Origin of the sequence: Enterococcus dispar ATCC 51266 (assembly GCF_000406945.1) — a bacterium.
Lineage (GTDB): Bacteria > Bacillota > Bacilli > Lactobacillales > Enterococcaceae > Enterococcus_C > Enterococcus_C dispar.
This window is the reverse complement of the sequence record NZ_KE136354.1, coordinates 2,075,503-2,089,354: the sequence shown is the minus strand read 5'-3', so window position 1 is coordinate 2,089,354 and position 13,852 is coordinate 2,075,503. Positions and strand designations below refer to the sequence as shown.

Sequence of the window (13,852 nt, the reverse complement as noted above, 5' to 3'; positions counted from 1 at the left end):
GACACATGGGTAAAAAAGAAAAAGTTTCAAAAGTGGAAATTCGTTCCTTTAGTCCTACAGTTAATATTATCTTCAATATCTTGATTGCGTTATTTGCGATTTCATGTGTGTTACCGTTTTTCTTTGTCGTGATGATCTCACTGACAGAAGAACATTCACTAGCGGAATTGGGCTATCGTTTTTGGCCCAAAGAATTTTCAACCGCGGCGTATTCTTACATTTTTGCCGGCCAAATGAGTTCAAAAATCTTCCGTGCTTTTGGCGTAACGATTTTTGTAACGGTTTTAGGGACACTGGTAAATGCCACCATGACATCACTTTATGCGTATGTGATTTCGCGGTCAAATTTTCCTTTCCGCCGTTTCTTTACCGTTTTTGCTTTAGTGACGATGCTTTTCACACCAGGGATGGTAGCAACGTACTTAATTGTCAGCAACATGCTGTATTTGAAAGATACAATTTGGGCATTGATTTTACCAATGGCATTGGGACCTTTTAATATTTTAGTGATGCGTACCTTCTTTATTAAAACAGTGCCAGATAGTATTATTGAATCTGCTCGGATTGACGGGGCAACAGAATTACGAATTTTTACAAAAATTGTTTTACCTTTAGCAGTACCAGGGATTGCGACGATTAGTTTATTTGCCGCATTAGGTTATTGGAATGACTGGTTTAACGCATTACTTTACATTCAAAATGACAACTTGGTACCTTTACAATATTTATTGATGAAAATTCAAAGCAATTTGGATTTTCTAGCTAAAAACGCGGGCATGGGAGCGCAAATCCAAGGTGGACTTGCCGCATTACCTTCTGAATCTGCCCGCATGGCAATCGTTGTGGTTTCAACATTACCGATCGCATTGACCTATCCGTTTTTCCAAAAATATTTTGTCGGCGGATTGACAATCGGCGGAGTGAAAGAATAATAGAGTGGAGGAGAAGTAATGAAAACGTGGAAAAAAGTGCTAGGTGTCAGTGCATTGGCATTGATGACAGCTGGGCTAGCTGCTTGTGGTAGTCAAAAAGATGCCTCAACAGACTCAGGAACAAGTGGCGATTCAAAAACATTATTAATGTATCAAGTTGGGGACAAGCCAGAAAATTACGATGAATTAATGAAGATTGCCAACAAACGCATCAAAGAAAAAATTGGTGTGACAGTTGACTTACAATATATTGGTTGGGGCGATTGGGATAAGAAGATGCCAACCATCATCAACTCGGGTGAAAGTTATGATATTGCGTTTGCTTATCAATATGTTGCAAATGCCCAAAAAGGCGCTTTTGCTGACTTAACCGAATTGTCACAAAAATATGCCAAAGATTATATGGATCAATTACCTGAAATGTACAAAAAAGGGAATGAAGTAGACGGCAAATTATACGCAATTCCAGTTTATGGCAATGCATGGGCACAACAAGTTTTAACTTTTAACGATCAATACGTGAAAAAATATAACTTGGATATTTCAAAAGTAGACGGCTCTTATCAATCTGCCACTGAAGTATTGAAGCAATTCCATGAAAAAGAACCAAATATTGCTGCTTTTGCAATTGGTCAAAGCTTTAACGCTTCTTCTAACATGGACTTCCCATTAGGAAAAGATTATCCTTTTGCAGTTCGTTTAGATGCTGATGGTGCACCAAAAATCATTAACCAATACGAAGACAAAGAATTCCAAGACAATTTGAAAACATTGCATGAATGGTACAAAGAAGGTTTAATTCCAACGGATGCAGCTACTAACACAACTGGTTTCCCATTAGAAGGCAACACTTGGTTTATGCGGGAAGAAACCCAAGGACCAATGGATTACGGCGATACAATTTTACGTAATGCTGCACAACAAGATTTAACTTCACGTCCGTTAACACAACAATTGAAAACAACAAGCCAAGCGCAAATGGCAAACTTTGTTGTTTCCAATACTTCTAAAAACAAAGAAAAAGCAGTTGAATTCTTGAACTTGTTAAACACTGACCCTGAATTATTAAATGGTTTAGTTTACGGTGTGGAAGGCAAAGCCTGGGAAAAAGTGGGCGATGACAAGTTGAAATTACTAGATGGCTACAAACCAAATGAACATATGGCCGCTTGGAATACAGGTAACAACATGATTTTATACACCCAAGATACCATTACAGACGAACAAATCAAAGAACGTGATGAAAGTATTGAAAATGCTAAAACTTCACCAATCTTAGGTTTCAACGTTAAAACAGATAATTTCAAAACCCAATTATCTAGCATCATGAACGTCATGAACCGCTACAAAGCAAACTTAAATACCGGTTCAATCGACCCAGAAAAAACGATTCCAGAAATGGTTTCTGAATTGAAAAAAGCAGGTTGGGATGACGCTCAAAAAGATATGCAAAAACAATTGGATCAATTTGTGAAAGATAACAAATAATTAATTTGAAAATATTCTTATTTTGAAATTGTCAGCGGCGGTAATTATTTGCTGTCGCTGGCTTTTCTCATAAGAAAAGTATGGTAAAATTGATGATTAAAGCTGAGGCAATAACATCGTGTTGTTTCAGCTGTGATTATCAAAAAAGTTGTTTTTACAAATAAGCAAGAATTTGTAAAATGAGAATAAAGGAGTTTTTAACATGGTAAGTAGCGGAATTCAGCGTCTTTTTTACGTAGTCTGGATGATTATCAAATTAAATTTGTATTTTGTTTTATTTACCTTAATGGGTGGTGTGCTTTTGGGGGCGGGACCAGCCTTTCAAACGATGACCGATTTGTTGATGGAACATGGTATTGATTATCAACAAGTGACCTTTAAAGGATTTATGGGACAATGGCGTAAAAACTTTAAACGAAGCAATGTTCAGTTTTTGATTTTTGCGGGGATTAGTTTTTTCCTGGGCTATAACTTATATTTATCCGCCCAAATTCAAGGGCTTCTGTGGTTAGTCATTGATTTTGTTTTGGTCTTTGTCTTGTTATTAGCAACTGTTTTTTATTTATATGTGACCCAATATGAAACAAAATATGAGATTACGCATTTTAATTTATTCAAATTGGCTTTTGTCAGTGTCTTTTTGAATTTCAGTGCCTTCTTAAAAGTGCTATTTGGACTCATTTCCATTTTGGTGCTTACTTGGTTCTTTAAAGGGTTGTTGTTATTTGCCACTTTTGCGCTTATCGCGGTTTGGAGCGGCTTTGCAACCAAGGACAATCGTTTTATGGTAGCACGAAAGTTGGCGCAACATGGCTAAATTCTTAGCTCGTTTTGATAAAGGCAAATATTTAATGAATCGCTTGATGCAAATTTACAGCCTTCTGTTGGTAGGAGTTATCCTGCTGACGGTGGCTGCTTTGTGCGTTTATACAGCAGATAGCAATTATCGGAAAATGAACAGTGATTTAGCGGGATTGGAAAATCGCGTAATGAATTCAGTGGAAGATAATAATGATACGATGAGTTTTATTTACATGGAGTTGGCAGGCTCCAATGCAGCCATTGATAATGTAAGACAATACTTGAATTTATCTGCTGCTGATTATTTTGAGTATACCCAAGATTCTTGGTTAGCTTACCAACGGGATACTCGTATCTCCGAAACAATTAACGGTTTTTTTAATGCCTTTAATGATTTGGAGCAGCTTTATGTGACCCTGGATGGCTCATCTAGTTATTTGATGGCGGATAAAAATAATCATAATGGCCGTAAACTACAAGGGAAAATACCGCCAAAAAGCGGCTTTGTGATTACACGACCGATTGTAGATCAATATGGCTCCAAAATGGTGGGAGAAGTTTCCGCCGTCTTTTCTCGAGCAGCTGTGTTGGGGATGTTGGAAAATTCGATGGTCTCGGATGGGATGGATGCCTATATATTTGATAACGCCAATAATCCTATGTTTACTACGCATAATCAATTGAGTCCAAAAGGCTATCAAAAATTAGTTTCGGCCGTAGAAAATAAACAGCCGATCCCTAAAAAAATCAGCCGTAAATATTATGTATTACAAAGAAAAACCAGTCGTGATCTTTCCTATGTTTTATTGGCCAGCAAAAAGGTGCTATGGCAAAAAAATCTGCGCACTTTTGCGATTGCAATTTTAGTCGGCAGTGGGCTGGCTGCGGTCTTACTCATCACATTAAAACGGACCTTTAGACGCTATTTCCAACAAATTGAAACGATTGTGGGCATTACCCACAGTGTCGCCGAAGGAAATTTACAAGAGCGCATCGATGTTTCCAAAGTCCAAGATGAATTGTATGATTTATCAGAAGCGATTAATTTTATGATCGCCAGCTTAGATCAATATATTCGGGATAATTATGAGTTGGAGATTAAACAACGCGATGCCCATATGCAGGCGTTACAATCGCAAATTAATCCACACTTTTTATATAACACCTTAGAATATATTCGGATGTATGCTTTGAGCAAACAACAAAAAGAATTAGCTGATGTAGTTTACGCTTTTTCAGCCCTTTTGCGTAATAATACCACGCAAGAAAAAACGACCACATTAAAAAAAGAACTCTCTTTTTGTGAAAAATATGTCTACTTGTATCAAATGCGTTACCCCGATCGGGTGGCCTATAACTTTACGATTGAACCGGCTTTAGAGGAACTGGTTATCCCGAAATTTACCATTCAACCACTAATTGAAAATTATTTTGTTCATGGTATTGACTATACGAGAAATGATAATGCGATTAGTGTCAAAGCGCATTTTGTTGATGATGATATTGTTATTTACGTCATTGATAACGGCAAAGGAATGACACCTGAACGTTTGCAAGAAGTACAAAATAAACTGAAACAAATTGAAAATGAAGCGCAAAATTCAATTGGGATGCACAATGTCTATGCTCGTTTACAAAATACTTTTGGAATAGCGTTTAGCATGGCAATCGATTCTAAGTTAGGCAAAGGAACAACTCTGACGATTAAAATCAAAGGGGGACATCATTTTGTATAAGGTAATGCTAGTGGATGATGAATATATGATTTTAGAAGGGTTAAAACAAATTTTACCTTGGCACGAACTGGGGTTTGAAATCGTTAAGACCGCCCGTACCGGTACCGAAGCTTTGGCGTATTTAAAAGATGCGACAGTAGATTTGGTCATCAGCGATATTACCATGCCCGAAATGACGGGAATTGAAATGATTGATAAAGCATATCAGCGGGGGGATAAGTTTGCGGCAATTTTTTTATCCGGTTATCAGGAATTTGAATACGTCAAAGAAGGCATTCGCCTAGGGGTAAAAGACTACTTGGTCAAACCTGTCGATCAAGAAGAACTTTTAGCAATTGTGGAAAAAATTAAGATAGAGCTGGATAAAACCGTTCATCGCCAAGAACAAGAACAATTGGTGTTGGAAAATAGTTTGAGTCGTTGGTTAAATGATGAACTAAACGAAACAGACTTTTATGAATTGATGGATCATTTTGGGACCAATCCTTTTGGTCCGTTTACGGTCATTAAAATTTTAAGTGAATCTGACATTTTGCTAGCGATTGTAAAAGAAGCCAAAAAAGTTGGACAACCGCTGATTATTGCCGGTGGTCCCCAACAGTACCAGCAAATCACGTTAATTTTTGACGGGACATCGGCAAATGTTTTACACTTTTTGGCCTATTTAAAACGCCAATATCCTAAAATTTTAAAGATTTTTGTTGGTGAAACGATTGAAGAATGGGAAAATTTATACGAAAGCTATGAAAAAGTCTTACAAATAGAAGAATTGAATGATTTTTATCCGGATTTATTGCCAACTTTTGCCGCTGATTTGGCAGAAGAAATCAGAGAAAGTAAATTTTCATTTTTGGCCTTTAATAAATCGCTAATGATTGGGGATCAAAAGACGATTCAACAAGAATTGGATGCCGTTTTTGAAGATGCTGTCGCGCGGCAATTACAACCGGAAAATACCCGCTATATTGCCTTTTTACTCTTTACGGATATTTCGCGGCAATACCCGACAGCAACCAAAGACATTTATGAAGCAACAATTGAAAAAATTCGGCAAAGTCATACTGTTTATCAGTTAAAAGAACTGCTGGAAAATGTTTTGCAGATGGCCAAGCGCCAACCAGTTGAAAAACAATTTTCTGAAATGACACAAAAAGTAATCGACATCGTGCAAAATCACTATCGGCAAGATTTAACGCTAAAACTCGTCGCCGACCAGCTCCACTTAAATGCCGTTTATCTCGGTCAAGTTTTTAAAAAAGAAATGCACAATAGTTTTTCACAATATTTAAATCAAATTCGGATTAAACGGGCACAGCAGTTGCTACTCCATAGTAATCTGAATATTAATGAGATCGCCGATGAAATTGGCTATAACAATACCAATTATTTTTCCAAAATGTTTAAAAAACTAAATGGGATTACCCCCAAAGAATTTCGTGATGCGTATCATGGGGATTATGCTGATTTACAAAGCTAAAGCACTTTTTCTCATTACAAGAAAAAGTAAAATGTATCATAACCAGAAAGTAGGAGGAAATACGATGACAATAAAGCAATTTCCAAAAGGATTCTTGTGGGGGGCAGCAACGTCTGCCCCTCAAACAGAAGGGCACAGTTTAGAAAACGGCAAGACAAAGACAACATGGGATTACTGGTATGAAACAGCACCGGAAAAATTCAATGACAATGAAGGTCCGGAAAATACCTCGAATTTGTATGAAATGTATGTAGAAGATTGTAAGCGAATGCAAGACATCGGATTGAATTCGTATCGAACTTCTATTTCATGGGCGCGCCTGTTGCCAGACGGTAAAACGGTCAACAAAGAAGCCGTCACTTTTTATCGGGATTATTTTAAGCAAATAAAAGCCAACGGTGTCAAGCCGATTATTAACTTGTTTCACTTTGATATGCCCATGTGGTTAATGAATAAAGGCGGCTGGGAAGCTCGAGAAGCCGTAGACGCTTTTGCTTTTTACGCGAAAACCGCTTTTGAAACTTTTGGCGATTTGGTGACTGACTGGACCACTTTCAATGAACCCATTGTGCACGTAGAGATGGGGTATTTATACGGTTACCATTATCCTGCGCTTGTCGATTTTAAAAAAGCGGTACAAGTAGGCTATCACACCCTTTTGGCGCATGCGGCAGCAGTAAGCGAGTTTCGCCAAGTATTACCAACAGGTAAAATCGGAATTATTTTGAATATTACCCCCACTTATACCCGCAGTGACGCTGAAGCGGATAAAAAAGCAGGACTTGCTTCAGATTTACTGAATACCAAAAGTTTCTTAGATCCAGCTGTGCATGGCACAATTCCGCAAGGGTTGATTGATTTATTAGCTGAAAACGAATTAACGCCTGAAACACAAGCAGAAGATAAAGTGCTTTTGCAAAATACCGTTGATTTTATCGGGTTGAATTATTACCATCCACGGCGGGTCCAAGCACCAAAAAATCCTCATGTTCCAGCGGTCATGCCAGAAGATTTATATGCGCCTTACGACTGGCCTGAAAAACGAATTAATCCTTATCGGGGGTGGGAAATTTATCCCGAAGCTTTATATGATGTGGCGATGATGATGAAACATGAATACAAGAACCTTCCGTGGTTTGTCTCTGAAAATGGGATGGGAGTAGCTGACGAAGAACGCTTTATGGACGAAAATGGCATGATTCAAGATGACTATCGGATTGAATTTATGGTGGAACATTTGAATTATCTCCATCAAGGAATTGCTGAAGGAAGTAATTGTTTTGGCTACCATACATGGACATTTATCGACTGTTGGTCATGGCTTAATGGTTATCGCAACCGCTACGGTTTTTACCGCGTTGATTTAAACGATCATTACAAACGGACTTTGAAAAAAAGCGGTTTATGGTTTAAAGAAGTGAGTAAAAACAACGGCTATGATGACGTTATTAACGTGGATTGATTGCCAATGCCAAAGGCAACAAAATAAATGGCCTCAAGCATATAAAAATTTTTTGTTATTTTTAATCCGTTTAAAAATATTGGTGATAGTTTAACTAAGGAGGAAGTTAGATGGTACTTGCAGTTTTTGATATTGGCGGTTCAGCCGTAAAATATGGAACATGGGAAGATAAAACGCTACATAACCAAGGCAGCTTTGCTACACCGGCGACTTTTGCAGAAATGGTAGCCGAAATGAAGAATGTTATTGCAACGATTGGTGCAATTGACGGTGTGGCAATCAGCTCTCCTGGTGCAGTAAACGTTAAAGAACGTCGGATAGATGGGATTAGTGCGGTGACATATTTACACAATCGTCCCATTTTTGATCAATTGGAAGCGGAGTTTAAAGTGCCAGTCACAATTGAAAATGATGCCAACTGTGCGGGCATCAGCGAAATTGAATTAGGCGCAGGAACACAAGCGCAAAATGCGGTTTTTGTCGTCATTGGCACCGGTATTGGGGGCTCCATTTTTATTAATCGCAAAATTTATCAAGGCAGTCATTTATTCGGCGGAGAACTCGGTTTGATGAAACCTTTTGGTAAAAGTATTTTAAGCCCGATTGGGACAGCGGTAAATACCGCCAGAAAATTTACCGCCGATACGGGGCAAAAAGTAGATGGTCGGCGGTTATTTGAGTTGGCAGATCAAGGGGATGCGTTAGCCCAAAAATATCTAAATGAGATGTACGATGCACTTGCCCACTCCTTATACGACGTGCAAGTTTCCATTGACCCAGAGATTATGATTATTGGCGGTGGAATCTCGGTGCGTCTAGATGTGATTGAAAATATTAAAATGCGACTTTTTGAGCTGTTAAAAGCAGAAGGTGTCGAAAGTATTATGCCAGAAGTTGTCGCCTGCAAATTTAAAAATGATGCCAATCTTATTGGTGCTGCGGCGAATTTTGAAGTTTTAAAAGGATAATCACTCGGCTCATCAAAGACATACACGTTCTTGATGAGCTGTTTTTTGTCTATTTAAATAACGATAGTGATTATTTAGTTTGTTCAAAAAAAACTATAGTTTGTTAATATAAAACCGCATTTGAAAGCGATATCTTTAAATAGGCTATAAAAATAACGAAAGGAGTAAAAATTTTATCGCTAAGTAAATACTACTATTTTTTATTAGAAATTATATATTTTTATCGTAAGTATTGTAAAAAGATAGCAGAGTAGTAAAAAAATAGCGAAAAAGCAACAAATTAGGAAAATTCAAACTATAGTTTGAGTAAATTAGGAGTGACGTATTACGTGAAAAAGTGTTTTAGAGGGGGACAAAAAGTGAAATTTATTCGATTCAAAAGTGCGGCAATGATTGCAATGCTTGCAGCACTCACCATTGCTGGTACGGGCTGTGGCAAAGGAATGGCTGCAGGTAAAGAAGATAAAATCAATTATAAAGTAACGGAAGAAAGTAAACTGGATCGTGGTATGGAAAATCAGCCGCAATCCTCGTATTGGTTTCCAGCAGACTTATTAAAATGGGATTTTAAAAAAGATCCGGATGCAAAATATAATGTGAGTACTATTCCATTAGCAAAAAGAGAAGCTAAAAAGGAGTTAGTAAAAAGTAATCCTACTCAAGATGCGGACATGAAAGTTGTGGCATTGTCGATTATGAATAGCAGTACAAGTGGTAATGCGCCACGGGGCATCAATAGCTTTGATGCCAATACATTTTCATCTTGGCAATACATCGATCAAATGGTTTATTGGGGCGGTTCTTCTGGTGAAGGGATTATTGTTCCGCCAAGCGCAGATGTTATTGATGCAGCTCATAAAAATGGTGTCCCAATTTTAGGCACTGTCTTTTTCCCACAAACTGCTCACGGGGGTAAAATTGAGTGGTTAGATGAATTTTTAACCAAAGATGGGAATGGTAATTTTCCTATTGTAGATAAATTGATTGCAGTAGCAGATGCTTATGGTTTTGACGGCTGGTTTATCAATCAAGAAACCGATACAGAAGTTACCAGTTTTGAAGATGTCGCTGCTGGCAAAGAGACGAAAAAAACTACGGATAAAAATGGGTTGAATAAAGAACACGCCACTTTGATGCAAGAATTAATCAAAGCCTACAAAGCAAAAGTCAAAGAGAAACAAGACATCATGTGGTATGACTCTATGACTGAAGCAGGCAAAATGGATTGGCAAAATGCATTAACGGATCAAAATGATGCCTATTTAGTGGATGCCCAAATGAATCCCGTCGCTGATAATATGTTTTTAAATTTTTGGTGGAACACGGAAGAATTAGCGAATAAAGATCTATTAAAAGCTTCAAAAGAAAAAGCGGAAAAAATTAAAGTGAATCCTTATGATTTATATGCGGGTATCGATGTGCAAGAAAATGGCTTTAGTACGCCGGTACGTTGGAGTTTATTTGCAGATAAAAATAATAAACCTTACACTTCATTAGGACTTTACGTACCAGATTGGACATACTATTCAAGTAGTACACCAGATGATAATCAAACAATGGAAAATACCTTTTGGGTAAATAGCCAAGCCAATCCCCAATTAAGCGTTCCCGTTGCCGATGGCAAATGGCCAGGGGTTTCCACTTACGCTTTAGAACAAACTGCTATTACCACAATGCCCTTTGTTACTAATTTCAACTTAGGGAATGGCTATAATTATTTTATTAAAGGCAAAAAAGTTTCCAATATGGATTGGAATAACCGTAGTCTACAAGATATTATGCCGACTTATCGTTGGATTACAGAACATGAAAAAGAAAATAAATTAAACATTACAATGGATTATGCCGATGCTTACCAAGGTGGTAATTCAATAAAAATGCGGGGAACAATGGAAAAAGACGCGACCAGCAAAATAAAACTTTATGCGACAGATATGCAATTAGCATCAGATACCGTGTTCACCACAACCGCCAAAGCAACGGAGAAAACAGCATTGCAATTAGTATTAACTTACGCAGATGGTAAAAAGCAAACTTTTAAAGGCGATCAAAAAGTCGGTTCGGACTGGACAACTGTGACTTATGATGTCAAAAAAGCAGCGGGTAAAGAAATTAAGGCTATTAGTTATGACTTAACAGCTGAAAAGAGCTCGGATGTTTATGAATTACGACTAGGTCAAATAGCGATTACCCCACCGGAAAAAGATTTCTCCAAACAAGTTCAAAATTTAAAAATTGAGGATAAGCTATTTGATGAAGAAGAAAGTAACTACGCCGGTGTTCGTTTAACTTGGTCTAAAGTGAAAGATAACAATTTGGATCATTATGAAATTTATCGTATTAATCAAGATGAAACTTATTCATTTATTGGTGCAACGCCAAGTGCCAATCATTATATTAATGCCTTAGAGCGAAACGATGACACTAACAAAACCAACTTTGTTGTAGTTCCAGTAGATATATGGGGCAATAAAGGAAAAGAATCGCAAAAAGTCACACTCAAATGGCCGGATAACGCTATTCCGAAAGCAGCCTTCAAAGCATCTAAAACATTGATTAAACCAGGAGAAGAAGTCACATTTACGAACAGCTCTTCAACAAATACAAAATCCGTTAGCTGGGAATTTGAAGGCGCAAATATAACTGAAAGTAAAAAAGATGAACAAAAGGTGACCTATGATAAACCGGGAACCTATACGGTAAAATTGGTTGCCAAAAATGAAGCTGGTGAAGATACTAGCCAAACAAAAGGTTTTATTACCGTTAGTGAACAAGCTGCCGATGGCTTATCGTTATTATCAAAAAATGCAACAACCCAAGCTTCTTCTTTTGTTAATGATGGCGAGGCACCAAAATTTGCTGTAGACGGAGATCTAAAAACAAAATGGTGTGCTACTGGCAATCCACCTCATGAAATTACAGTTGATTTGGGTTCTGTCCAAACCGTTAGTGAAGTCCACATGGCCCATGCCCAAGCTGGGGGAGAAGCACCTGATATGAATACAAAAGCTTATAGTATTTTAGTTAGTGAAGATGGCAAGGAATTTACGTCAGTTGCGCGGGTAATTTCCAATACCGACGGTGAAACACAAGATACTTTTAAAGTCGTTTCCGCTCGATATGTCAAAATCATAGTGGACAAACCAACACAAGGTTCTGATAGTGCGGTGCGAATATATGAATTAGGTGTTTACGGTTTGAAAGATTTGCTGAATTAGCAAAATTATCCATAATAAAACGCTCTTTTACACTAACTATTGTAAAAGAGCGTTCTATTTAATTATTTTCCACAATCTCTGTATAAAATTCTTGGAGTTCTTGTGCCTTTTCTATCATCCCAAAGAGCGCCAATGCATGATAAAAATCAGTAAAGTCAACACTTGCAGGGTCAGAAGCATCTCTTGCTTGCAATAGCTTTTCAAAATACAAGGCCATCATTTTGGCATACATGTATTTTGGTTTTTTCGCGACAGTGGTTAAGCCGGTTAAAAATTGGGTTAAAATTTGATCATTTTTTCGTTGAAAGCCAAGAATAATTCCGTTGATAAAAAAAGATGTGGTCAAAGAGGTATAGTAAGGATTCGTGGCGTTTTCGGCCATGGTCTCTTTTGAGCTTTCAAACAAAGCTAAAATCATGTCATCCGAAAAAGCAAACATCAGATTCATGAAGGTGGTCATTTCAAAATGTTGCCAAACTTCGACTTTAAATAGATAATCACAAATTTTGTTAATTTCTTTTTGATATTTTTGAGGGTCAAATTGATTGTTTTTATAAGTCAAAATCGTTTCTGTTTCAAACCATAAAATATAATAGTAAAAATCATGAGCTGTTAAATAGTTTTGCCAAATCTCTGATTTGAGTTCAGTAGTAAAGTGTCCGGCATAGTATTCTTTGACAAACTGTGCCGCTAAGCGGCGCTTAGGTGAAATTTCCTGATTTTCTAATAGAAGTTGATATTCTTCCACGCGTAAGTTCATACGATCAAGATATTGTAATAAAATACCACTTGAAAGTTCAGTGCCGCGATTTTCAAAAGAAGAAAGAGTTGTGCGCGAGCTGATGCCTTCGCAAAGTTGCTTTTGGGTGTAGCCTCGTTCGGTACGTAATTTTTTGATTAATTGTGCTTGTTCCATGTCGCTTCTCCTATGACGCATTTTTGTACACAAACAGTATAGCCCAAAAAATGTGATTATACTAGAACTGTAAGAAAAAGTTGAAATGTCTTGGTTTGTACAAAAAAAGGAGGAAATAGCATGTATCCTGATTCGCCTTGGGAAGTTGAAGTATTTTAATTGAAAATGAAAAAGTAGGGTTTGGTAAAAATCAGCAATGCAGTGGGAATGCAGAGAAATGCTGGTTCATTTTTTTACTGAAAATAAAAATAAACGGACTTTTATTTTAAAGTCTCCTTTAAGCTGGCAGATTAAAGTAAAAGTCAAAATTCACAGATTTTTCATACATAAGGTTATAAAACAGTTCGCTGTTTTGTCCATAGCGCTTTGCGCATTGTCTTTTTTCTTCTGAAAAAAGAGTTCAACAGCATCAAGAATTACCGCTGTTTATATTAAAAAAAACAGGCAACTTTAATCTTATGTCAGCAATTGTTACAGGTCGCAAAAAGCCGTCAATTTTGAAAGTGTTTTGCTGTAAAGGCAACTTTCAAAAATCGGCTTTTTGCGATTTTTTTGCAGGCAAAGGAATTATAGGATTTTCAGAAGGAACAAAGCGATAGACTGGGATGATTGCTGGTTTGTTGCGCCAATGAACTTTTGGCGGCATGAAGTCCAAATTATACGAAATTTGCGGAATAATTTCGTATAATTCCTCCTTAATGCCAAAGAGTTCCCACTGCACTTAGCGTTTCTTTGATCTAGCTTCACAAACCAGCTTTCTAGGGCAATAAGTCAAAATCAGGTGAAATCAAAGAGGGATTTATCAAGATTTCGCCCTATTTTTTGAGCGTTGGTCGAATTTGTTCCACTTTTCT

Annotated in this window: 10 protein-coding genes; 8 read left to right on the top strand and 2 right to left on the bottom strand. The window is 37.4% G+C overall.

All coding sequences use genetic code 11. From position 1 onward, the window contains the following. Positions 1 to 5: 5 nt before the first annotated feature. The 8 genes from RK01_RS09870 (at position 6) to RK01_RS09835 (ending at position 12,082) form a co-directional block, all read left to right on the top strand. Positions 6 to 932 (top strand): carbohydrate ABC transporter permease, encoded by a 927-nt coding sequence (locus tag RK01_RS09870; RefSeq protein WP_016173135.1) that lies wholly within the window; start codon positions 6 to 8, stop codon positions 930 to 932. Positions 933 to 950: 18 nt separating this feature from the next. Next, positions 951 to 2,420: an ABC transporter substrate-binding protein gene (locus RK01_RS09865; protein WP_016173134.1), complete on the top strand. Its 1,470-nt coding sequence runs from the start codon at positions 951 to 953 to the stop codon at positions 2,418 to 2,420. Between the two features lie 202 nt (positions 2,421 to 2,622). Then, a complete protein-coding gene (locus RK01_RS09860; RefSeq protein WP_016173133.1) occupies positions 2,623 to 3,237 on the top strand; it encodes a YesL family protein in 615 nt (204 codons plus the stop codon). Then, a complete protein-coding gene (locus RK01_RS09855) occupies positions 3,230 to 4,957 on the top strand; it encodes a sensor histidine kinase (protein ID WP_016173132.1) in 1,728 nt (575 codons plus the stop codon). The genes RK01_RS09860 and RK01_RS09855 overlap by 8 nt, the downstream gene beginning before the upstream one ends. Continuing rightward, positions 4,950 to 6,434, top strand: a complete 1,485-nt coding sequence (locus tag RK01_RS09850; RefSeq protein WP_016173131.1) for a response regulator transcription factor — start codon at positions 4,950 to 4,952, stop codon at positions 6,432 to 6,434. The genes RK01_RS09855 and RK01_RS09850 overlap by 8 nt, the downstream gene beginning before the upstream one ends. 70 nt (positions 6,435 to 6,504) lie before the next feature. After that, positions 6,505 to 7,896: a glycoside hydrolase family 1 protein gene (locus RK01_RS09845; RefSeq protein ID WP_211212163.1), complete on the top strand. Its 1,392-nt coding sequence runs from the start codon at positions 6,505 to 6,507 to the stop codon at positions 7,894 to 7,896. Positions 7,897 to 8,006: 110 nt separating this feature from the next. After that, positions 8,007 to 8,864, top strand: a complete 858-nt coding sequence (locus RK01_RS09840; RefSeq protein WP_016173129.1) for an ROK family protein — start codon at positions 8,007 to 8,009, stop codon at positions 8,862 to 8,864. A gap of 389 nt (positions 8,865 to 9,253) precedes the next feature. Beyond that, a complete protein-coding gene (locus RK01_RS09835; RefSeq protein ID WP_374047472.1) occupies positions 9,254 to 12,082 on the top strand; it encodes an endo-beta-N-acetylglucosaminidase in 2,829 nt (942 codons plus the stop codon). 58 nt (positions 12,083 to 12,140) lie between these two features. Here the strand turns inward: RK01_RS09835 and RK01_RS09830 are convergent, their stop codons facing one another. Together RK01_RS09830 and RK01_RS09825 are read right to left on the bottom strand one after the other, a co-directional pair. Beyond that, positions 12,141 to 12,998 carry an Rgg/GadR/MutR family transcriptional regulator gene (locus RK01_RS09830; RefSeq protein WP_016173127.1) on the bottom strand — a complete coding sequence of 286 codons (858 nt, stop codon included), beginning with the start codon at positions 12,996 to 12,998 and terminating at the stop codon, positions 12,141 to 12,143. Between the two features lie 526 nt (positions 12,999 to 13,524). Continuing rightward, positions 13,525 to 13,719 carry a hypothetical protein gene (locus RK01_RS09825; protein WP_034864759.1) on the bottom strand — a complete coding sequence of 65 codons (195 nt, stop codon included), beginning with the start codon at positions 13,717 to 13,719 and terminating at the stop codon, positions 13,525 to 13,527. Between the last annotated feature and the right edge of the window lie 133 nt (positions 13,720 to 13,852).